Below are 23,234 nucleotides of genomic sequence, written 5' to 3' on the forward strand. Positions count from 1 at the left end.
GGGCCATGGAGAAGGACTTGCGGAAAGCTGAACGGCGACTTCAGACCGCGCAGCTGGCTGGGGATGTCCAGGCGCTGGATGAGCTACTCGATGATCGGCTGATCTTCACCCTCGGCGCCGACACGTTCACCAAGACCGATGATCTCGAGCTGCACCGCACCAAGGCTCAGGTCGTCAGCAAGCTCGAGGAAGAACAGCTGACTGTGCTGGTGGAAGGGACAACCGGGGTCACGTGGTTCCTCGGCCTCGTCGAGGGAAGCGTTCACGGGTCACCATTCGCGGCCAGGATGCGTTATACCCGCACCTGGGCGCATGACGACTCGCGTGGTTGGCGGGTCGTTGCCGCTCACGCCTCTGCGGTCGAGTAACACGCCGTCGGCGGTCGGCCACGCCGAGCGCAACGGGTCTTCACCCTGTCGGCGGCCCTGAACGCTCTTCGTCCTGTTCGTATGATCACCGCTCATTCTCGCGAAAAAATCACTGGGACAGCGGTGTTCGCGAGACCGCTGTCCGAGGTTCGGCGCAAGCGACAGTCGACGGTATTGCTGTGAATATTCCCCGCGGTGGGCGCTCGACGTCACCACCGAGGGCGGGATCCGGCCGTGGTATCCGCTGCTGCGGATTCCGGTGAACCTGTCGCGCGTCGCGCACGTCCGTCCACGGGACGAACGTGCGCGACGCGGTGGGTGGGTTACTCGGTCTCCGCCGCGGCGTGCGCAGTATCCGCCGCGGTCTCCTCGTCCGTGTCGTAGCCGAGGCGCACATCGTGCTCGACCGTGTCGCCGTCGATGACCACCCGGGTCGAGCGCGGCGGATAACCGCGCACGACCACCGTGTGCTCGCCCTCGGTCAGATCGGTCACGGTGTAGCGGCCGTGGCTGTCGGTCCGGGCGGTGCCGAGTACCGAGCCGCCGGCGTCACGGACGGTGATCTCGGCATCGGCCACCGCGCCGCCGTTGTCGGCACGCACGGAACCGGTCAGCATGGTCAGCGGTGCCAGCTCGACATCGTGGTGCAGCACGCCGCTGTCGGGAACCGTCAGCGTGACGGCCTGCGGCCGCAGATGCGCGCCCACCGCCACCAGTGTGTAGGCGCCCGCGACCACGCCCGCGCACAGGTACCCGCCATCGACGTCGGTGACCGCGGCGCCGACGACCTGGCCGCGCGGATCCGTCAGGGTGACGGTGGCACCGGCCACGGGCCGCCCGGCCGAACGGACGAATCCCGACAGCTCTCCCGAACTGTGCAGAGTGACGTCCACGCGTTGCGGCCTGCCGTCGACCCCGACGGTGACGGCGGTCGGCTGCTGTCCGCGGGCGGACACGATCAGCACATAGCTTCCGGCGGCCGGCGGGTCGATGACGTACCCGCCCTCGGAATCTCCCGCCGCGCGGGAAACCTGATGGCCCTGCTGATCGATCAGCGTCAGCGCCGCTTCGGTCAGCGGGCGGCCGTCCGCGCGCAGCACCCGTCCACTGATCGCGCGTCCCGTACCGGGCGCCGCGGTGGGCGCCGGTCGCGCGATCGTCGTCGTGAGGGAATGCCGGCCGGCCGGTGCGTGACCGTTGGTGACCGGCAGGGCGGCGGTGGCCGCGTCGGCGGGGATCAACCCTTCGCGGGTCGCCTCGGCCAACTCCTGAGCCTCGTGTTCGACGTAGTCACCGCGAGCGAACCAGGAGGCGATCGAGCCGAGCAGCATCATCACCGCCGCGGCCAGGAAGACCACGACCAGACCCGAGTGGAACGGATCCGAGATCAGGTGCGGGAAGAACTCCTGGCCGGTCAGCACGTCGGAGTTCACACCCGGCTGGTCCAGCGTGCCGCTGGGGCCGAGTAGTTCCTTGAACGGGTTGTAGCCGAGGAAGGTGGCGAACAAGCTGCCGACCGGCGGCATATCCGCGACCTGACCGGCGACGTCGGCGGGGACACCCTGTGCCTTCAACCCGGAGTTCATGGCGCCGGGCAGAGTGCCGGACAGGCCGACGATCATCAGCGAGAAGAAGATGCCGATCGACAGCGCCATACCGCCGTTCATCAGCGTCGCTCGCATACCGGAGGCCACACCTCGTTGCGAAGCGGGGACGGCCGACATGACCTCGGCGGTGTTCGGTGAGGTGAAGATGCCCATGCCGAGGCCGTTGAGCAGGATGATCAGCGCGAACAGCCAATAGTTGAAGTCGGCCGGGATCAGGATCAGCAGCACGAAGGTCACCGCGGCCAGCAGCAGGCCACCGGCGGCGAACATCCGGCCGCCGTAACGGTCGCTCAGCCAGCCCGAGATCGGTCCCGACACCAGGAAGCCGATGGTCAGCGGCAACATGTAGATGCCCGCCCACAGCGGCGTGGATTCGAAGTCGAAGCCGTGCAGTGGCAGCCAGATGCCCTGCAACCAGATGATCAGCATGAACTGCAGGCCACCACGGCTGATCGAGGCCATCAGGCTCGCGAAGCTGCCCAGCGCGAAGGTGCGATTGCGGAAGAGGGCCAGGTGGAACATGGGCTGCTCGGACTTCGCCTCGATGACGCAGAACAGCGCCAGCAGCACGATGCCGCCGATGACTCCGGCCAGCACCCATGGGTTGCCCCAGCCGGTCTTGGAGTCGCCGTAGGGCTGGATGCCGTAGGTGATACCGGCCAGCAGCGCGGTCAGGCCCAGCGCGAAGGTGAGGGTGCCGGGGATGTCCAGGGAACCGGGCGTGCGCGCGCCGTTGTCGTGCAGTGATTTGTAGGACCAGATCGTGCCCAGGATGCCGAAGGGAACGCTGACCCAGAACACCGCCTTCCAATCCCATTCGGCGAGCAGACCGCCGAGCAGCAGGCCCAGGAACGATCCGGCCACCGCCGCGACCTGGTTGATGCCCAGTGCCACACCGCGCTGGCGGGCGGGGAAGGCGTCGGTGAGGATGGCCGTCGAATTGGCCATCAGCATGGCGCCGCCGATGCCTTGCACCACACGCCAGCCGATCAACCACAGCGCGCCGCCGCCGAGATCGAACGGATCGAACGACAGCGCTATCGCGCAGATGGTGAAGATGACGAAGCCGAGGTTGTAGATACGGACCCGGCCGAGCATGTCGCCGAGCCGGCCGAACATCACCACGAGGACCGCGGAAGTGAGCAGGAAGCCCATCAGCATCCACAGCAGGTAGCTGACGTTGGCGGGCTCGAGCGGGTTGAGATGGATACCGCGGAAGATCGCCGGCAGCGAGATGATGACGATCGAGGAGTTGATGGTGACCATCAACATGCCGAGGGTGGTGTTGGACAGTGCCACCCACTTGTAGTGCGGGTGATCGTGGTCTACCCGTAGCCGGCGGCCGATGGTCTGGACGTCGGATGCGTCCAGATCATCGGTGGATTGCGCGGAAGCCAAGTTTTCTCTCCCCGATCGAACAGTAAGCGGATACGGCCTCCACATAATATAGTTGCAAGCGCTAACTAATTAAAGGGGGAGAATCGGACTTACCCTTCTTCGGAGTCCGATTATCGTGCGCCTATGGCGTCCGGTGTGGTAGGTGTCCGCGGCGAGCGGGCTACCGGGGTCCGCGGCCCTCGAGCGGATCGCGGACTCCCGAGAAGTCGATCTGCGCAGCGGTATTGGCGACGGCGGTAACCATGCCGGTGCCGATCGGGCCGCGCGAGTCGAACAGGGTCGCCGTCCCCGTCGAGATGCCGTTGTCGGTGAGATGTGTCTCGGCGCGTAATCCGATGCGGTCACCGACCGGCAGCCGATTCAGCGCCACCGTCAGATCGCCGTTGATGTAACCGACCCCGGCGGAGCCCCAGTTGGTCACCAGGCTCGTGGACTCGGCGCCCACGACCGCCTGCACGAACGGGCTGTGCTCCTCGCCCTCCACCGCGCCCAGCGGTACCGCCCACAGGCTCTTGCGTCCGGCATTCTGGTGTTCGCCCATATGCGTCGACCAGTCGTTGTCACTGCGGTACCACCAGTTCAGGCCCGGATCCACCGGCGGTTCGAAGGGGTGCTCGGAATGCCATTCCGTACCACGCGGGGCGTCGGTGGCGCGCAATTGCACCAGTCGCGCCTGGGCGACCTCGACCTCGCCCTGGCGGATGCGGGCCTGGCTGATGTGGATCCGATGCCCGGCGCGGACGACCTCGGTGTGCACCTCGAGCGGTTGCCCCTTGGCCGCCTTGAACAGGTCGATCGTGAAGCGCGCCGGGATGAAGTCCGAGAGCCCGTGCGCACGTTCGAGCGAGCGTGCCGCGACGGCACAGACGGCGGGGCCGCTGAGCATATCGGCGCCCCACCGGCCGAAGGCCCACTTGGTGGGCAGATACCGTCCGGCATCGTCGACGGTGAACATGGCGGGCATATCAGTCATACGGTCATAGTGACCTATCGCCGTCGGCCCCGATTCGCCGCACCACGCTCGCGCCCGGATTCACCGGCAGATCGCGATCGACCGGCCGGATCGCGCGATACGCCGCGACCACCGGTTCGAGTTCGGCCAGGGTGGCGCCCATCGTCGCGGTGACCAGCGGATGCCGGGTGTGATGATTCGTCGCCGCGGTGGCCACGCCCAGCCTCGGCGCGGCGGGGGTGAGCGCGCCCGAGAGCACGGCCGCGTCCTTGACGTTGAACCGCTCGGAGACGAAGGCCGCGCCCAGCCCGATCCGCTCGGCGGTCGCCGCCTCGGACAGCAGATCCGCCGGTCGCGCCGGATGCCGGGCGAGGGTGTAGTACCCCAGCTCGGTGAGCAGGCGCGCGGGCGACGCGGGTGGTGTCATCGCGACGTCCGATCTCACTTGGTCGGCAGGGCGTTCTGCAGGCCACCGACGTCGGTGATCTTCCAGCCGGAGTTGCGGTCGATGGTGAGGGAGTAGGTGACCGTGGTGCGCCCCCCGTCGGGGGTCTGCGCACTGGTGGAGGTCACGTCCAGGTAGGCGTTGACCTTGTAGACGCCGCCGGATTCGGAGATGACCGCCGCCGACAGCGGTGTCGCTTTCGACGTCCACTGCAGCGGCAGCAGGATCTGTTCGAGTTGCGGTGCGGTGGCGTCGAATTTGGCCGACAGCTGGGGTGTGGTGCCCACCTTCAATCGTTCGATCCAGCCCTTGACGTCGTGGAAGTCGATGGTCGACGCGCCCACCGAGTACGACGACGCGATCTGTTCGGCACGCCGGTCGTCGGCGGCCGCGGCGTCACGATCGGACAAGGTGGATCGCGCGGCGAAGTACAGGTATCCGAACACGACGCTCAGCACCAGCAGAGCCACGATCGCCGCGCTGATCAACGCGGTGGAGAGCCGGATGGCCACGGTGAACTGGGCGCGCCGGGGCGCGGCGGGGGTGGACTCCCGCGCCGAGGCCGCCGCGTCGCCGGTGTCCCTGTCGTCTACGGCTGTGCTCATGATGTGTTCCTCCTGCCGGGTCGAACGGGCTGTGCTCGGCCGCTACTTGACGTGGATGCGGAAATGCAGCGTCCCGTCGGGATCGACACTCTGGAGTGCCTGGCCGATCAGGGCGCTGATATCGACGTGGGGTGCGCGGGCGACCGCGTCGGTGACCACCGGTTGCAGCACCGGCGCCAGCGGGGCCAGACCCGGGCCGATCGTGTTCAGCAGATCGGTCAGCCGGCCGAGGAACGGTACGAGCCCGTCTCCGGTGAAATAGTTCGAGACCGGCTGCGCCTTCGACAGCAGCGAGCCGTTCTCGACGATCTTGGTGAGCGAGGTGCCGAACAGGCCCAGTTGCGCTCCGGCGGTATCGACCGACGGACCCAGCCATTGCATATTCGCGCCCATGGCCTGCATATCGGCGAACAGCTGCCGGATGATGTCGGTGCGGCTGAGCAGCGTGGCGGCCAGCAGATCGGAGGAACGCCGCAGTGTCCGCATCGCCTGGTCGGTGCCGGCCAGCGCTGTGTCGAAGGTCCCGACCAGATGCGAGATCGCCTCGGGGTGAATCTGATTCAGCAGTTGCACCGCGCGTGACGACAGCGCCGTGACGGACATCGGCAACCGCACCCGATCGGCCGCGATGTCCTGGCCGTCGGTCAGATACGGCCCGGAGTTCCCGGTGGGAGCGAACTCGACATAGGGCTCACCCAGTGCCGACAGCTGCTCGATGTGGATATCGCCGGTGGCCGGGATGCGGTACCGCTTATCGATTTTCAGTGCGACGACCACACCGGAGGCCTGTTTGCGCACCGACTGCGCGGTACCGACCGCGACACCGTCGAACAACACCGGCGAATTCGGTCCCAGCCCGCCCGAGTTGTCCAGATGCAGATTCGCGGTGACATACGATCTGCGCGGATCCAGGTGCAGGACACCGACAGTCATGTAGACGATGCCGAACACCAGCACCGCGGCGATCGCGATCAGCGATATCGCACCACGAGTTCTCATCGCACCGCTCCGATCATCCGCAGGGCGTCGATGATCCGTCCGGTCTGCTCCTCGGTGCCCATCGCGGCATCCGGCGGCGCAGAGATCCCGACGCCGACCATATCGATCTTCGGACCGTGCTCGGCGAACGGAATGACCTTGGTCTGGATCAGATCGATCAGTTTCTTGGAATTGGACGGGGAATCGGTATCCAGCGGCGCGCTGCCGAACAGCATCGGCACCATCGCGTGCGCGGCGGCGGCGGTCGAATCCAGCACCGGCGCCAGCCATGTGGTCGACGGTGCGAACGGGCCGAGTGCGGTGAGTACCAGAATGGTCCCGATCTGCGCGTTCATCACATCGGTGGTGTGCCGCACACCGTCGGGGGTGAGCAGCGGATCCCAGATCGGAGCGCGGTCGAGCATGCCCTCGACGACGGTGTCGTGGATTCCGTCGACCACCGCGTGGATCGAATCGGTGTGTGCGGCGAGGTCGTCGAGATCGGTGCCGAGCACGTCGGCGATCCGCGCGGTATCGGCGGGATCGCGCGGCATGATCCCGTTCACCTTGTGCACGATGTTCTGAACGTCGTTCACCGCTCCGCTACCGACGAAAGTGGCCAGCTGCGCGAGGATGTCCTCGATCGGCAGCTGCTGCCGGGTGTCGGCCAGTGGAATCGTGGTCTCGGGGGCGATCCGGTTCGCGGACGGTGCGGCCGGTTCGGTGAGGGCGATGTGCACATCGCCCAGCGGTGTCGCCTGCCGCAACTGGGCGGTGGTGCCGACCGGGAGGCGCACCGAGGCGCGGATGGCGACGTCGGCGATCACAAATCCGCGTCGCGCCGGGGTGATCGCGGTGGCGGGGACCGGATCGACGAGGGTGACACCGGTGAGTTGCCCGACCCGTACCCCGTCGGCGATGACCTTGGCGCCCTGCGGCAGGTTGAGCACATCGGCGAATTCGATGCGCAAGTGATAGGTCGGGCCACCGACCCCGGTCCCGGGCACGGGGATATCGGCGGGCTGGAAGCCGCAGGCGGTGGCCGATATCGCGATGGTGGCGGCGGCCAGTGCGTGGATGCCGAGGCGGCGGGCGGTCCGGATGGATTTCCTCATTTCGCGCTCACCGCCGAGAGCAGTACGGGCAGGGCCGGAACCGTCACCGCGCCGTTGCCGCTGATCTGGCACTGTTGCCCGGCAACGGTTTTCAGTGCCGCGCAGATCCGGTCGGTCTGCGGTTGCGGCAGGGCGAGTTTCGGTGGTGCGTAACCGATCGTGATACCCCCGGCGGGATCGAGGGCGCCGGCGAATCCGCCGGCCACCACCGGTGCCATGCGGATGACCTCGGCCAGGGAGCCGACGCCGGAAGAGATCAGCTGCGCCAGGTTGGGGACGGCGTTGAGTGCGCGCAGTGCGGGGGTGCCGAACTTCATCATCACCTCGTTGAGTTGCGGCAGCAGATCGACCAGCGCGCCCACCAGATCGATGACGGGCGGGAAGGCGAGGGTGTTGATATCGCTGAAGGTCTGTGTCAGCCGCGGGACGATGGTCTCCAGATCCGACCAGCCGTTGTGAGCACGATGCGCGAGATTGCTCAGACTGTCGAGCAGTTGGCCGATATGGCCGATCGCGGCGTCGGGGGAGTCCAGCGCTTTGCTCAATTGCAGGATCAGCGCGTTGATCTGTTCCCCGGTCCCGGAGGTGGCACGGTCGAGGGCGTCGAGACCGTCGCCGACGGCGGTGCGCTGCGCTGGATCCTTCGCCGCGTCGAGCTGATCGGACAGTTTCGCCAGGGCGTCGAAGGTCTCCGAAAGGCTTTTGGGGGTCAGGGTTTTGGTGATGCACCGTCCCGGATCCCAGCCCGGACCGCTGGGTTCGGGTCCGATGAGCGCGAGATCGCGGTCCGCGACGATGGTGTGGCTGACCGTCACCGCGCCCACATCGGGGGCGAGTTTGCGGTCGGCGCGCACGGTGAACCGCACCTCGGCCGCACCGCCGCGGGGTTCGATGCTGGTGACCTTGCCGACCTGCACTCCCATCACGGTGACGGCACTGTCCTTGTACAGCCCGATGCTGTCGGGCATCTCCGCGCAGTAGCTGCGGGTCTCGGGTCCGGATTCGGCGAGTTTCAATCCGACTCCCGCCGCCAGGACCAGCACCAGAATGACCGCCGCCGACATCAGTCCGCGCGATCCCGCGATCCGGCTCAGCATCAGCACCCACCTCCCGGCACCGGTACGCATATATCGGTCACGGTGGCGCCGGATTGATCGATCGTGAGCCCGCCACCGGGCGCGACGAACGGTGTCACCCGCTGTTCGAAGGTGTGCAGGGAATCCAGCAGTGCCCCCATGCGTGTGTCGAGCTCCCGCAATTTGGGCACCGCGTCGGCCAGTGGCTGGGCCTGATCGCGCAGCGAGTCGTTCCAGATCCGGCCCAGCGGGCTGAGTTCCACCAGCAGCTGCGCCAGTCCGTGCAGTGCCCAGCTGAGCTGCTCCCGGTTGTCGGCGACGATGTTCTCGAGGGTGCCGAAGGTGCGCATCAAACGAACCAGCACATCGGAATTCTTGTTCAGCGCCGCCAGGTATTCGTCGGTCAGCGACAGGGTTTTCGAGATGTCGGCGTTCTGCTTGTCCATGATGGCGACGATGTCGCCGACCGCTCGCACCGCGCTGCGAATCGAGTCCGGGCTCGCGTCGATCGAACCGGACAGTGCGGCCAGATCCCGGCGGATGACATCACCGTCTGTGCGCCGCACCGGAATCACCGCGTCCTGGAAGGCCTGCGTCAGGTTGTAGGGCAGAACGACTCGCTGCGCGGGGATCACCTTCGTGCCGAGGGAGGCGGTGCCGGCCGGTTGCACGGCGAGGTAGTAGCCGCCGACAAGGGTGAGCATGCGCACCGCGAGGGTGGTCTGATCACCGATGAACACATGATCTTTCACTGTGAAGGTCATTCGCACCCGGTCGGGCAGCAGCTCCAGCGTTTTCACCTTGCCGACCGGGATCCCGGCGATCCGGACATCATCTCCGGTGCGTACCGAACCGGCCTCGGCGATATCGGCGGAATAGGTTCGCTCCGGGCCGGTGCCGACGACATCGATCACCCCGATCGCGGCGACCAGAATCAGGATCCCGACGATTCCGGCTATACCCCAGCGCAATTGGGCGCCGCGGTCGGTGTCGGAGGTGAGCCGCGCGCGCAGCCGGGCCCTTGCCGATGCCGCCGCAACCGATAACGTCGTCACCGATGACATAGCGTGATCCTCTGTCCGGCGATGAGCACCTGCAGTGGTTCCGGGGCGACCGCGATGCCGTGCGAGCAGGTGATACTCGCATCGGATCCGGTCGGTGGGATGGTGGCGGCCATGGTCTGAATCAGTCCGGGCAGCCGTCCCAGCACCTCGGTGGCCTGACGCGGATTCGGCAGCACCCGGTGCAGCAGTGCGTCCAGATCCCGATTCTTCGCGCCGGTGACGCCCAGCACCCGCAGCAGATCGAGCAGTGGCCGCAGCATCGGCGGGATCTCCATCGCGAATTGCACGAGTCCGGGCAGTTTGTCGGTGATGGTGACGAACAGATCCGTCAGATTGATCATCAATGTCATCGCGTTGCCGGATTTTCCGGCCATGTGGTCGGACACCTGCGCGAAATTGTTCACCAGGGTGGACAGCACCTGCTGCCGGTCGGAGGCGTAGCGGCTCAGCGTGTCGATCGCGTCCAGGGCCGGGCCGATTCCGTTGCCGTCCCCTTGGACGACCGACAGCATGCTGTTCGCGAACCGATTCAGATCATCCGGCGACAATTGCGCCAGCACCGGCTGCAGACCGTTGAACAGGGTGGTGATATCGAAGGCCGGGACCGTGTGCGCGGTATCGAAGACGGCGTCCGCGTCGCGGCGCGCTCCGGGCCGGTCCGGTTGCCGGATCTCGAGATACCGGAAGCCGGTGAGATTCTGATAGCGCACGGCCACTGTGGTGTCGGTGTAGAGCGGATGGCCCTGCGACACCGTGAAATGGACCCGCGCGAGGGCGCCGTCGAGTTCGACATCCCGAACCTTGCCGACCTGCACGCCGTAGAGGCGCACGTCGTCACCGAGCCGTAATCCGTTGGCGTCGGTGAAGATCGCGGTATACGTATCGGCGCGGCCGGTGACCGGGCGTTCGATCAGCCGGAACACACCGACCAGCACCAGTGCCATGGCGACCACCGAGACGATGATCCGAATCCACAACGCGCGCGTCGACATCAGCGACCCCCGGGCCGGTGGGCCGGCAGTGCCGACAGTGGTCCGGCCAGCCCCGGGACCACGTCCAGATCGACCCGGGCGTCGAGCACCGGTCCCGACGGTGAATCGTGGAACCCCGTGCCCAGCCGGGCCAGCAGCTCGCTCAGCTCGACCTCGGAACGCTGTGGTGCGCTGACCGATCCGGGCACCTGGTCGAGGATCGCGGTGGCGATCGGCAGAAAGCCCTCGAAATAGCGTTGCGCGGTGTAGAGCGTGGTCGTGGCGACCGGCAGGATCTGTTTCTGCACTCCGGCGAACATCTGCGAGAACACCGCGATGTCCTGGTCGGTTCGCAGCTGCTGATTCGTCAGATCCGAATGCAGCAGTTCCGCCGCGCCGGCCAGGAGACCCGGTACGCCGGACAGGCCGGAACCGAACTGGGTCAGCAGGACCGACGGGGGCAGCTGCTGGGTTTCGGTGAACGAGCGGGCGGTGGTGCCGATCGCCTGCATCAGCGGAGTGAACGCGCTGATGTCATGGGAGGTCTTGCGCAGCAGCTCGGTGAGTTTCGGGGTCAGCACATCGTCGGTGAGCCGGCCGGTGGATTCCAGCAGTGCGGTGAGGGTGGCGTCGCGGACCCGATCGGCGTCGCGATCGGACAGATCCACGGTCGCGCCGTCACGCAGCGCCGCGCCGCCGCTGATCGAGTTCAGTTGCAGCGTCGTGATTCCGAACAGGTTGCCCGGCGCGTAGTCGACGGTCAGGGCATCGGTCAGGCCGAACAGCTGGGACCCCCGCAGATCCAATCCGATGCGCTGGCGCCCCGCACCGGCGATGGCCACCGAGGCCACCGATCCGACCCGCACACCGTCGAGCCGGACATCGGTGCCGGGGGCGACTCCCGCGCCGATCCGGGTGGTGAGCAGGGTGACGCGGATATCGTCGGCCGGTCTGCTGTCCGGAATCAGCTGCCACACAACGGCGATCAGCACGAGCACGGAGACGGCGCCGATTCCGAGGATGCGCGCGCGGCGGGGCCCGACTTCGGTTCCGGGCAGGGCATAGGCAGGCATGAGGTCACCCGGTGAACGTGATGGGGGATCGGAATCCCCAGAGAACGATGGTCGTGAGCATGTCGAGGGCGATGATCGAGACCAGGCTGGCCCGGATCGCGCGGCCGGAGGCGGTGCCCACCCCCTCGGGGCCGCCGGTGGCGAAAAACCCTTGGTAGCAATGGATCAGCACTACGGCGAGGGCGAAGACCATCACCTTGACGGTGGCGGCGATGACATCCCAGCCGAGGACGAACTGGTCGAAGTAGTGGTCGTAGGTCCCGGCCGGGGTGCCGTGGATGGTCGTCACGATCAGCTCGCACGACAGGTAGCTCAGGATCAGCGCGACGACGAAAGCCGGTGCGACCGCGATGATGCCGGCGATGACCCGGGTCGTCACCACGAACGGCACCGACCGCACGCCCAGCGATTCCAGCGCGTCGATCTCCTCGGAGATGCGCATGGATCCGATCTCGGCGGTCATCCGGCAACCGGCCTGGGCGGCGAACCCCACCCCGGCCGCGATCGGCGCCAGTTCCCGGGTGACGCCGAATGCCGAGATCAGGCCGCTGAGCTGCCCCAGTGACAGCAGATTGAGCGCACTGTACGCCTCGATACCGATGGAGGCGCCCATGGCGGCGCCCAGCAGCAGCATCAGCGGCACCACACCGCCGCCGATGATCACCGAGCCGCGCCCCCAGGTCATATCGGTGATGACCGCGATGGTCTGACGGCGGTAGTGCGTCAGGGTGTAGGGCGCCGACGACAGCACCTGCCAGCCGAAGCCGAGGGCGAATCCGATGGCCTCCGCCGGGGCCATCGGATGGAAACGGCGCCGGACGCGGTTGGTCCGTCGCAGTCCGAACGGCGCGTACGGCGTCGCCGTCATCACGCCATCCTCACCGGGAAGAACATGGTGACCACCTGGGTGATGGCGGTATTGAGGACGGTGACGGCGGCAACGGACATGACGACGGCGGCATTGACTCCGTCGGCGACGCCGCGCGGGCCGCCTCTGGCTTCGAGTCCGCGCTGGCAGGCGATGACGACGACCAGGAAGCCGAAGATCAGCGCCTTGATCAGTGAGACCCACACATCGAGCGGCGTGGTGAACGCGCCGAACGACTGCCAGTAACTACCCGGGGTGACATCGAGGGCGGTGACGGCGACGGCGAAGCCCGACACGATGCCGACGCTGACGATCAGGACGTTGAGCAGGGGCGCGACCAGCATCATCGCCGCGATCCGCGGAACCACCAGGCGCTGGACCGGATCGATGCCCATGACGCGCATGGCGTCGACCTCCTCGCGGATGGTCTGGGCGCCCAGATCGGAGGCGATGGCCGCGGATCCTGCGCCGCCCAGCATCATCGCGGTCGCCAGCGGCGCGCCCTGCTTGATCACGCCGAGCCCGCCGGCCGCGCCGATCATCGAATCGGCGCCGAGCTGGGACACGATATTGCCGACCTGCGTGGACACGATGACGCCGAACGGGATCGCCATCAGCACACTCGGGATGGCGGTGACCTTGATCAGAAACCATGCCTGCGTGAGGGTTTCGTGGGTCCGGAACCGCATCCGCGCCGCGTCGACGACACCGATCCGGGCGGCTTGCGCTCCCATCCGCAGGGCTCGGCCGAGGGTGGCCAGGCTGGACAGAACAGTGTCGGAAAAATTCCGGCGCAGGGCCGCGCGAGCTCGGGGTTGTTCCGCCGCGGGGCCTATGTCGAGTTCTGCGATCGACATGGAACCTCCCGTATCGCCGACGCAATGCGGGGAAACTACCATATGATCTGGACCACATTCCAGACACTAATCCAGATAGGTGTTCTGTTATTCGGAATGCTGGGTCGGCGGGGTGTGCGAAGGTGATTCGACCGGCCACGGTGCCACCGCCGCGGCGCGGCCACGGTGCCACCGCCGCGGCGCGGCCACGATGTCCTCGCCCGCGCGGCACGGCACGGCCACGCGATGTGAAAGACCGGTGTCCCGGTTCGCCGGCACTCGCAGGTTCCTGCCACGAGGTGCTCGAAAAGGCGGCGAACATGGTCTTATAGGGGGCATTTCCGAAGATACGTGCGGGTAACCCTGTCACGCTGTATACCCATGAGCGATACAGGGGGAGACTACCGATGACCGGTAGACGAAATCTCGCCCGATCGGGCCCTGCTGTGTAGTGAAAGGAGCTGGCGAGTGTTCAGCCGCATCGCCATCGTGAACCGGGGTGAGGCCGCCATGCGTCTCATCCACGCCGTCCGAGATTTGGCCGCGGCGACCGCGAGACAGATCGAAACCGTCGCTCTGTACACCGACGTCGACCGGAACGCCACATTCGTGCGCGAGGCCGATATCGCCTACGACCTCGGTCCGGCATCGGCTCGACCATATCTGGACCTCAAGGCCCTCGAGCGGGCGCTGGTCGCGACGAAAGCCGACGCCGCCTGGGTCGGCTGGGGTTTCGTCGCCGAGGATCCCGCCTTCGCGGAGCTGTGTGAGCAGATCGGTGTGACCTTCATCGGCCCCAGCCCGGATGCGATGCGCAAACTGGGCGACAAGATCGGCGCGAAGCTGATCGCCGAAGAGGTCGGTGTCCCGGTCGCCCCGTGGAGCCGCGGCGCGGTCGACAACCTGGATGCGGCGGTGACGGCCGCCGGGGAGATCGGCTACCCGCTGATGCTGAAGGCGACCGCCGGTGGCGGCGGTCGCGGAATCCGCGTGATCACCAACGAGGCCGAGCTGGTCGACGCCTACGAGCGCACCAGCCAGGAAGCCGCACGCGCCTTCGGTAGTGGTGTCGTATTCCTCGAGCGCCTGGTCACCGGTGCCCGCCACGTCGAGGTCCAGGTGATCGCCGACGGTCAGGGCACGGCCTGGGCGCTGGGTGTGCGCGACTGCTCGGTGCAGCGCCGCAACCAGAAGGTCATCGAGGAGTCGGCGTCGCCGGTATTGGCGCCCGAGCAGGTCGCGGAGTTGAAGGGGTCGGCCGAGCGGCTGGCGGTCGCCGTCGGTTACCGCGGCGCGGCGACCGTCGAATTCCTCTACCACCCCGGCGACCAGCTGTTCGCCTTCCTCGAGGTCAACACCCGCCTGCAGGTCGAGCACCCGATCACCGAGTACACCACCGGATTCGACCTCGTGCGCGCCCAGCTGCACGTGGCCTCGGGCGGCACACTCGAGGGTGAGCCGCCGACCGAGCGCGGGCACGCGATCGAGGCCCGGCTCAACGCCGAGGACCCCGATCGCGACTTCGCCCCGGCCCCGGGCCGGATCGCGCTGCTGGATCTGCCGGCCGGACCGGGTATCCGCGTCGACACCGGCGTCAGCGAGGGCGACACCATCCCCGCCGACTTCGACTCGATGATCGCCAAGATCATCGCCTACGGCCGGGACCGTGAGGAGGCGCTGGGCCGTTTGCGCCGGGCCGTCGGTGAGACCCGGGTCATCATCGAAGGTGGCGCCACCAACAAGAGTTTCGTTCTCGACCTGCTCGACCAGCCCGAGGTGATCGACGCCAGCGCCGACACGGGCTGGATCGACCGCGTCCGTGGTGAGGGTCGCCTGGTCGCCCAGCGTCACACCGCGGTCGCCCTCGCCGCCGCCGCCATCGACGCCTACGAGCAGGAGGAGCGCGCCGAGCGAGATCGGCTGCTGTCCACCGCCGCCGGTGGCCGTCCGCAGGTGCAGCACGAGAGCGGCCGCCCGCTGGATCTGAAGCTGCGCGGCGCGAGCTACCGGCTCCGGGTCGCCCGGGTGGGCGCGCACCGCTTCCGGATCGGTATCGAGTCCGGCGCCGATGTCCACACCGCCGACGTCGATCTCGAGCGTTTCGATCGGCACACCGGTCAGATCGTGGTCAACGGTGTCCGGTACCGCCTGGTCACCGGCACCCACGGTCCGACCCACGTGGTCGATGTCGACGGCGTGACCCACCGGGTCAGCCGCGACGAGGGCGGCGTCGTGCGCTCGCCGGCGCCGGCGCTGGTCGTCGCCAAGCCGCTCGAGGTCGGTGACGAGGTCGAGGCCGGCGCGCCGGTGCTGGTCCTCGAGAGCATGAAGATGGAGACGGTGCTGCGGGCGCCGTTCAAGGGCCGGCTCAAGGAATGCGGCGTCTCCGTCGGCTCGCAGGTGGAGGCCGGTGCGCCGCTGCTGCGCCTGGAGCCGATCGCCGACGACGCGGACGACACCGCGGCCGATGCGCAGGCCGCCGAATCGGTCGATCTGGATCTGCCCGACGCGCCCACCCGGGTGCTCGCGCACGAGCGCACGGTCCGCGGTCAGCAGGATCTGCGCGGCCTGCTGCTCGGATTCGACGTCGACCCGCACGACGACCGCCGGGTCCTCGCCGACTATCTGGCCGTGCGCCGCGAGGCCATCGCGGACAACCGCCGGCCGCTGGCCGAGGAACTCGAACTGGTCGAGCTGTTCACCGACCTGGCCGAACTGAGCAACAACCGGGCCTGGGGCGAGGACGCCGCCAACCGGCACGTGCACAGCGCGCGGGAGTATTTCCACACCTATCTGCAGAGCCTGGACGTCGACCGGGCCGGACTGCCGGAGTCCTACCGGGCGAAGCTGTCCAAGGCGCTCGGCCACTACGGCGTCAGCGAACTGGACCGGACTCCGGAACTCGAGGCCGCGGTCTTCCGTATCTTCCTCGCCCAGCAGCGTCCCTCCGACACCGTCACGGTCGTCACCGCGTTGCTGCGCGAGTGGCTGAACGAGCCCGTGCCGGATCGGGTACTGCGCGAGCCGGTCGGCTTGGCACTGGAGCGCCTGGTCGCCGTGACGCAGGTGCGCTTCCCGGTGATCGCCGACCTGACCCGCGGTGTGGTCTACGCCTGGTACGGCCAGCCGCTGCTGCGGCGTAATCGCGCCCGTGTGTACGCCACCGTCCGCAAGCACCTGAGCCATCTGGACGCGCAGCCCGCCGCCGCCGATCGCGACGATCGGATCGCCGAGATGGTGCGCAGCACCGAGCCGCTGGTGCGGCTGCTGGCCCAGCGCCTGGAGCGCGGCATTCCCGACAACACCGTCATGCTCGAGGTGCTGACCCGCCGCTACTACGGCAACAAGGGGCTCGACGGCGTCCGCACCCAGGAGGTCGACGGCTGCAGCTTCGTCGTCGCCGAACGGCGCGGAGTGAGCCTGGTGTCGGCGGCGGTCAGTTTCGATGCGCTCGACACGGTGCTGGGCGGACTCGGTGAGCTGGCGGCCGGTGCGGCCTCCATCGAAGCCGATATCTACCTCGGCTGGGAGAACCAGCCGGAGGACTTCGACGCGATGGCCGCGGCCCTGCAGGAGGTACTCGGCGCGCGCGCTCTGCCCGGCCAGGTGCACCGGATCACCGCCACGGTGGCGGGCAGCGGCGGTGCGGTCATGCACCACCACTTCACCTTCCGCCCGTCGTCCACCGGACTGTCGGAGGAGCGGCTCATCCGCGGGCTGCACCCCTACATCGCCGAGCGCATGCAGATGCGCCGGCTGCGCAAGTTCGACCTCACCCGGCTGCCGTCCTCCGACGAGGAGGTCTACCTGTTCCAGGGGGTGGCCAAGGAGAACCCCGCCGATGAGCGGTTGATCGCCTTCGCCCAGGTCCGAGACCTGACCGCACTGCGCGAACACGACGGCCGGCTGCTCGCGCTGCCGACCGCCGAGAGCACCGTGGCGACCTGTGTCGACTCGATCCGCCGCGCCCAGTCACGGCGGCCGTCGCGCAAGCGCTACCACACCAACCGGATCGTGCTCTACATCTGGCCGCCGCTGGATGTCACCCGCGCCGAACTGGACACCATCGTCGGGCGCGTGGAACCGACGACCGCGGGCGCCGGGCTCGAGGAGATCCTGCTCATCGCCCGACAGCCCGATCCGGAGACCGGGGAACTGGTCAAGGTCGTGGTGCGCTTCCGCTTCGACGCCACCGGAGGCACCGAGGTCACCGTCGGTGAGCGGACCGACGATCCGGTCGAGCCGCTCGACGAGTACCGGCAGAAGGTGCTGCGTGCCAGCAGCCGCAACACCGTCTACCCGTACGAATTGACGGGTCTGCTCGGTGATTTCGCCGAATACGACCTCGACGCCGACCACGCGCTGGTGCCGGTCGACCGGCCCAAGGGCCACAACACCGCGGCGATGGTCGCGGGTGTGGTCAGCACGCCGACCGAGCGGCATCCCGAGGGGGTCACCCGCGTCGTCCTGCTCGGCGATCCGACGAAATCGCTGGGCGCGCTGTCGGAGCCGGAATGCCGCCGGGTGATCGCGGCCCTGGATCTGGCCGAGAAGTTGCAGGTGCCGCTGGAGTGGTACGCCCTGTCCTCCGGTGCTCGGATCTCGATGAAATCCGGTACCGAGAACATGGACTGGGTGGCGGCGGCGCTCAAGCGCATCGTCGAATTCACCCAGGACGGCGGTGAGATCAACATCGTGGTCTCGGGCATCAACGTCGGCGCGCAGCCGTACTGGAACGCCGAGGCGACGATGCTCATGCACACCAAGGGCATCCTGGTGATGACGCCGGATTCGGCCATGGTGCTGACCGGTAAGCAGGCGCTGGACTTCTCCGGTGGTGTATCGGCGGAGGACAACTTCGGTATCGGTGGCTACGACCGGGTCATGGGCCCGAACGGGCAGGCGCAGTATTGGGCGCCGAACCTGTCCGCCGCTCGTGATGTGCTGATGTCGCACTACGACCACACCTACATCGCACCGGGGGAGCAGTCCCCGCGCCGGGCGCAGACCACCGACCCGATCGACCGCGATGTCTGCACCTTCCCGCACACGCTGGCCGACAGCGACTTCACCACGGTGGGCGAGATCTTCTCCGCCGCCGCGAACCCGGATCGCAAGAAGCCGTTCGATATTCGGACCGTGATGCGGGCGCTCGCCGATCAGGACCACCCGGTCCTGGAGCGGTGGGCCGGTATGGCCGATGCCGAGACCGCGGTGGTGCAGGATGCGCATCTGGGCGGTATTCCGGTCTGCCTGCTGGGTATCGAGTCGCGGGGTGTGCCGCGGCACGGATTCCCGTCCACCGACGGCCCGGACACCTACACCGCGGGCACCCTGTTCCCACGGTCGTCGAAGAAGGCCGCCCGTGCGATCAACGCGGCCAGCGGCAACCGTCCGCTGGTGGTGCTGGCGAACCTGTCGGGCTTCGACGGATCGCCGGAGTCGATGCGCAAACTGCAGCTCGAGTACGGTGCCGAAATCGGCCGGGCGATCGTGAATTTCCGTGGGCCCATCGTGTTCTGCGTGATCTCGCGGTACCACGGCGGTGCGTTCGTGGTCTTCTCGAAGGCGCTGAACCCGAATATGACGGTGCTCGCACTGGAGGGTTCGTTCGCTTCGGTGCTCGGTGGCGCCCCCGCCGCCGCGGTGGTGTTCGCCGGCGAGGTCGATACCCGCACCGCCAAGGACCCGCGGGTTCGTGAGCTCGAGTCCCGGGTGGCCAACGCATCGGGAACCGAACGTGCGGAGGCCTCCGCCGAACTCGACGAACTCCGTTCGACCGTGCGTGCCGAGAAGCTCGGTGAGGTCGCCGCGGAATTCGACCGGGTGCACAACATCCACCGCGCGGTGGAGGTCGGTTCGGTCGACGCGGTGATCAGCGCCCGTGAGCTGCGTCCTCGCATTATCGAGGCGATCGAGGGCGGCGCCGCGTAACCACTCTCGATCGACGACGCTCGTCCGGCCGGGCCCCGCACAGTCGCGGGGCCCGGCCGGACGCGTGTGACCGGAGTTCGGTCAGGGCACGGGTTCCCACCCCGGCCACTGCCGTGGCCCCTCGTCGCCGCGGATACAGGACAGTCGCAGCCGGGCCTGCGGCCGGTGGGCCGGGTCCTCGGCGGCGGCACGGGCGGCGTCGATGGTCATCCGGAATTCCAGGATGTCGCGCAGCAGGAAGAATCCACCCCAGCGCATGACGTCGTAGTGGTAGGTATCGCAGAATCCGGCGTACTGGGCCGCGGTGATCCAGCCGAAGGACGCGAATTCGATCGCGGTGGGCACCAGATCCCATTCGGGCGGGCCGATCGCCAGATTCTCCAGATTCAGCACCAGCACACGATGATCCGTGGTGGTCGCGAACTCCCCGTCCCATGCTCCGCCGTGAACCACGCACCATTGCAGGCCGCTGGGCAGATCCGCCCAGCGCCCGCGCAATTCGCCGAGGTGCGCGCGCAGCCACCGGCGGTCGTCGACGCTGAAGACGTCGGCCGTTTCGATGGTCTCGGCGATACCGAGGAAGGGCTGGAACTGCCCGAGGGAGAAGTCTGTCGGTGGCGCCAGGCTGTGCAACCGGAGCAGGGTCGCGGCGACATCACCGAGTGTGCCGTGCTGATGTGGCGGCGGATCGAGCCAGAACGTCACGGTCCGTCCGTGGATTTCCAATGGCTGACGTACGCCGGGCACCGCGTCCATGGCCGCGATACCGGACTCGCTGAGCCAGCGCGCCGCGTCGATCTCCCGGCGGGTTCCGGGACCGTGGCCGGGGCCGCTGATCCGGACCATGACGCCGCTGGGTAGTCGGTAGCCGATTCCGGTCCCGAACGGCACCGGCCGGGCGCCCCCCGACTCCATTCCGACGCTCAAACAGGCTGCGTGCAGAACCGACAACGCGCCGTTTCCCGCTAGTTCTGTTGTCATGCGGATATCCAATTCGGTGCCGGACTCCAATGTTGTCGTTCATTGTGTGGCATCGGCGGGCCGGCCGACGCGGTTTCGGCAACTTGGTGGTTACTTGAAGTTGAGGCCGAGATCACGTCTGTGAGGTGAATCGGGGTCCTTCATCTCTGTTAGGGTTCTTAAACGGAGATTCACTCCGCTTAAGCTCGTGGGGAGGAAACGATCCGTGTCGCGCGTCACATCTCGCCCGCACTACAACCTCGTCTTCGCGGTGTTGCTGCTCGGAATATCCGCGTACGCCCTGCTGCAGTCGATGGTCGTGCCGGTGCTGGCACTGCTGATTCCGGCTCTGCACACCACGCAGAGCACGGCGACCTGGCTGATGACCGGGTATCTACTGTCGGCGTCGGTGGCCACGCCCATCCTCGGGCGAATCGGTGACAAGGTCGGCAAGGAGCGCATGCTCGTCGTCACCCTGGTCGCGCTCACCGTCGGCTCGCTGATCGCGGCGCTGACCGACTCGATCGGCGTGATGATCGTCGCCCGGGTCATCCAGGGCCTCGGTGGCGGCGTGATCCCGTTGGCCTTCGGCATCATTCGCGACGAGTTCCCGGCGCGCAAGCTGCACGGGGCGGTGGGTATCGCGTCCTCGCTGATCGCCGTCGGCTCCGGCCTGGGCCTGGTGCTGGCCGGCCCGATCGTCGACCATCTGAACTACCACTGGCTGTTCTGGGTGCCGATGATCATCACCGCGGTCGCCGCCGTGGCCGCGATCCTGTTCGTCCCCGAATCGCCGGTGCGCAGTCCCGGCCGGATCAATTGGGGGGCGGCGATTCTGCTGTCGGCCTGGCTCGTGGCGCTGCTGCTCGCCGTGAGCAAGGGACCGGCGTGGGGCTGGACCTCGGGTGCGACCCTCGGGTTGTTCGCGCTGGCCGTGGTCTGCGCCGCGGGATGGATCGTGGTGGAACTGAGGTCGGAGACGCCGCTGATCGATATGCGGACGATGCGCATCCCGGCGGTGTGGACCACCAATCTGGTCGCCGTGCTGACCGGTGCCGGTATGTACGCGATGATGACGTTCCTGCCGCAGCTGTTGCAGACGCCGAAGTCGGTGGCCGGCTACGGCTTGAGCGCCAGCATCACCCAGTCCGGGCTGTACATGCTGCCGCTGTCGATCGCGATGTTCGCGATCGGGCTGGCCATCGGCCCGCTCGCGGCGTGGGTCGGTCCGAAGGCCATCGTGGTCATCGGCAGTGTCATCACCGTTCCGGCGTTCGTGATGCTCGCCGTCGGGCACGATCACAGCTGGGAGATCTACGTGGCGGGCGCCCTGCTGGGTGTCGGTATCGGCCTGGCGTTCTCGTCGATGCCCGCCATCATCGTGGCCGCGGTGCCGCCCGCCCAGACCGGCGCGGCAACCGGTATGAACGCGAATGTGCGCACCGTGGGCGGCGCGATCGGCAGCGCTGTCTCGGCCGTGCTGCTGACCTCGGGCGCCACTACCGCGCACGGTCTGCCCGCGGATTCGGGCTATTCCAAGGTCTTCTGGTTCCTCGCGGGCGTTTCCGTCCTCGCGGCGGCGGCGGCCCTGATCATCCCGGCGGTCCGCACACACGGCGCACCGGCCGAGACCGTCGAACCGGCCGGGTCGGCCGCGGCCGAGGCCATGGTGCAGACCCTCGTCGAAGCCGGCGAGAACGGCCTGTCCGCGGTCGCCTCCGGCGTCGCGGCGGCGCAGCCGGCGACGGCCGGGCTCGACGAGCCGTCCATCGCCGGGAGTATCGGTGGCGACAACGGCCGCCCGGTCTCCGGTGTCGCGCTGACGCTGATCGACCAACGCGGACATCAGGTTTCGCGTGCGGTGGGCGGGTCCGACGGCGGCTATCGGCTCGCCGCGCCGCAACCGGGCAGCTATGTGCTGATCGCCTCGGCGGCGGCCCATCGGCCGGTCGCGGTGACCGTGATCGTCGGTGCTGCCGCGCAGCGGGTGGACCTCGAACTGCCGAGTTCCGGTGAGCTCACCGGAACGGTGCGCCGAGCCGGGACGGACGAGCCGGTCGCCGACGCGACGGTAACCCTCACCGACGCCGGTGGCGAGGTGGTCGGCGCCGCCGTCACCGGAGCCGACGGCGGCTATATCTGCCGCGGCGTGGCGCCCGGTACCCACACCCTGGTGGTGGTCGCCGACGCGATGGCGCCGCAGGCCGTCACGCTCACGGTGCCGGCCACCGGACTGCTGCACCACGACACCGCACTGGCCCCGATGGCGAATCTGGCCGGCGCGGTGCAGACGCAGGGCAGGGCGGTGCCGAATGCGCAAGTGACGGTGGTCGATTCGGCCGGTGAGCCGGTCGGCACCGCCCGCACCGACTCCGCCGGCCGTTACCGAGTCCCGGCCCTGCCGGCGGGCAACTACACCGTGGTCGCGCGCGGCTATCCCTCGGTCGCCAGCACCGTTAACGTCAGCGGTGGCACCGTCACCCACGACATGGAGCTGAGCTACGACGAGACGGTGCACGTCCCGGCCCGCTAGAGCGCGATGCCCGTCACCGCCGGTAACCGGAAAGGTGCGCGGCGCCACAGCCGATGTCGATCGGGCCGTCGCAACCGTGACGACAACGAATCGGGCCGGTCTCGCTGGAGGAAACAGCGAGGACCGGCCCGATTCTTGTCGAGGTGCAGAACCGGTGGTGCACAAGGGGTTTTGCCGAAGCGATGAGGGGGAACACGGTATCCGGCCGCCTGTGTCGAAGGCTCGATTCGTGCCTCGATCCGGTGAGATGCGGTGAGGCCGTGTGGGATTCGCTGAAGTATTACAGATCGGCACCGATCCGCCCCCGTATGCATCGGATGCACTTGCATCGGTAATACTCGATGTCACCTTGCGGGGGTGCCGGTTCCACACAGCCGCACTCGCGCATCGATCGGCTCGACAGTGGATGCTGCGACCCTACAGAGCGAGTTTGGCACGAACATGGCTGCAC

The 23,234-nt window shown here is 67.8% G+C and carries 15 protein-coding genes and 2 pseudogenes; 3 read left to right on the plus strand and 14 right to left on the minus strand.

Features of this window, described 5'->3' with window-relative positions:
* The first annotated feature begins 5 nt into the window (after window positions 1-5).
* Window positions 6-368, plus strand: coding sequence for a nuclear transport factor 2 family protein (locus LKD76_RS13140; protein ID WP_227981497.1), 363 nt, complete (start codon window positions 6-8; stop codon window positions 366-368).
* A gap of 323 nt (window positions 369-691) precedes the next feature.
* Here LKD76_RS13140 and LKD76_RS13145 read toward each other — a convergent pair whose 3' ends face one another.
* The 13 genes and pseudogenes from LKD76_RS13145 to LKD76_RS13205 all read right to left on the minus strand — a co-directional run bounded on the left by LKD76_RS13145 (window position 692) and on the right by LKD76_RS13205 (window position 13,377).
* Entirely contained in the window at window positions 692-1,468 is a 777-nt protein-coding gene (locus tag LKD76_RS13145; protein ID WP_372465984.1) for an MSCRAMM family protein, read from the minus strand.
* A 171-nt stretch (window positions 1,469-1,639) separates the two neighbouring features.
* Window positions 1,640-3,418: pseudogene (locus LKD76_RS13150) on the minus strand (MFS transporter); the annotation flags it as partial.
* 115 nt (window positions 3,419-3,533) lie between these two features.
* On the minus strand, window positions 3,534-4,346 hold the full coding sequence (locus LKD76_RS13155) for an acyl-CoA thioesterase domain-containing protein (protein WP_227981499.1): 813 nt from the start codon (window positions 4,344-4,346) through the stop codon (window positions 3,534-3,536).
* A gap of 118 nt (window positions 4,347-4,464) precedes the next feature.
* Window positions 4,465-4,752, minus strand: a pseudogene (locus LKD76_RS13160) (LLM class flavin-dependent oxidoreductase); the annotation flags it as partial.
* A gap of 14 nt (window positions 4,753-4,766) precedes the next feature.
* Window positions 4,767-5,375: a hypothetical protein gene (locus LKD76_RS13165; RefSeq protein WP_227981501.1), complete on the minus strand. Its 609-nt coding sequence runs from the start codon at window positions 5,373-5,375 to the stop codon at window positions 4,767-4,769.
* A 42-nt stretch (window positions 5,376-5,417) separates the two neighbouring features.
* Entirely contained in the window at window positions 5,418-6,374 is a 957-nt protein-coding gene (locus tag LKD76_RS13170) for an MlaD family protein (protein ID WP_227981503.1), read from the minus strand.
* Entirely contained in the window at window positions 6,371-7,468 is a 1,098-nt protein-coding gene (locus LKD76_RS13175; protein WP_227981504.1) for an MlaD family protein, read from the minus strand. Before LKD76_RS13175 ends, LKD76_RS13170 begins: the two co-directional genes overlap by 4 nt.
* Window positions 7,465-8,565, minus strand: coding sequence for an MlaD family protein (locus LKD76_RS13180; protein ID WP_227981505.1), 1,101 nt, complete (start codon window positions 8,563-8,565; stop codon window positions 7,465-7,467). Before LKD76_RS13180 ends, LKD76_RS13175 begins: the two co-directional genes overlap by 4 nt.
* Window positions 8,565-9,608 carry an MlaD family protein gene (locus LKD76_RS13185; protein WP_227981506.1) on the minus strand — a complete coding sequence of 348 codons (1,044 nt, stop codon included), beginning with the start codon at window positions 9,606-9,608 and terminating at the stop codon, window positions 8,565-8,567. Before LKD76_RS13185 ends, LKD76_RS13180 begins: the two co-directional genes overlap by 1 nt.
* Complete coding sequence (locus tag LKD76_RS13190) at window positions 9,596-10,600, minus strand: MlaD family protein (RefSeq protein WP_227981507.1); 1,005 nt, start codon at window positions 10,598-10,600, stop codon at window positions 9,596-9,598. Before LKD76_RS13190 ends, LKD76_RS13185 begins: the two co-directional genes overlap by 13 nt.
* Window positions 10,600-11,652, minus strand: coding sequence for an MlaD family protein (locus LKD76_RS13195; protein ID WP_227981508.1), 1,053 nt, complete (start codon window positions 11,650-11,652; stop codon window positions 10,600-10,602). Before LKD76_RS13195 ends, LKD76_RS13190 begins: the two co-directional genes overlap by 1 nt.
* Window positions 11,653-11,656: 4 nt before the next feature.
* Entirely contained in the window at window positions 11,657-12,520 is an 864-nt protein-coding gene (locus LKD76_RS13200) for an ABC transporter permease (protein WP_227981509.1), read from the minus strand.
* Window positions 12,520-13,377: an MlaE family ABC transporter permease gene (locus LKD76_RS13205; protein ID WP_227981510.1), complete on the minus strand. Its 858-nt coding sequence runs from the start codon at window positions 13,375-13,377 to the stop codon at window positions 12,520-12,522. Before LKD76_RS13205 ends, LKD76_RS13200 begins: the two co-directional genes overlap by 1 nt.
* A gap of 447 nt (window positions 13,378-13,824) precedes the next feature.
* On the opposite strand from LKD76_RS13205, the gene LKD76_RS13210 reads away from it, so the two are divergent.
* Window positions 13,825-19,290 (plus strand): ATP-binding protein, encoded by a 5,466-nt coding sequence (locus LKD76_RS13210; protein WP_227981515.1) that lies wholly within the window; start codon window positions 13,825-13,827, stop codon window positions 19,288-19,290.
* 81 nt (window positions 19,291-19,371) lie between these two features.
* On the opposite strand, the gene LKD76_RS13215 is transcribed toward LKD76_RS13210, so the two are convergent.
* Window positions 19,372-20,271, minus strand: coding sequence for a phosphotransferase family protein (locus LKD76_RS13215; protein ID WP_227981517.1), 900 nt, complete (start codon window positions 20,269-20,271; stop codon window positions 19,372-19,374).
* A 205-nt stretch (window positions 20,272-20,476) separates the two neighbouring features.
* On the opposite strand from LKD76_RS13215, the gene LKD76_RS13220 reads away from it, so the two are divergent.
* Entirely contained in the window at window positions 20,477-22,783 is a 2,307-nt protein-coding gene (locus LKD76_RS13220) for an MFS transporter (protein ID WP_227981519.1), read from the plus strand.
* Window positions 22,784-23,234 lie beyond the last annotated feature (451 nt).

Origin of the sequence: Nocardia spumae, from assembly GCF_020733635.1 — a bacterium.
Lineage (GTDB): Bacteria > Actinomycetota > Actinomycetes > Mycobacteriales > Mycobacteriaceae > Nocardia > Nocardia spumae.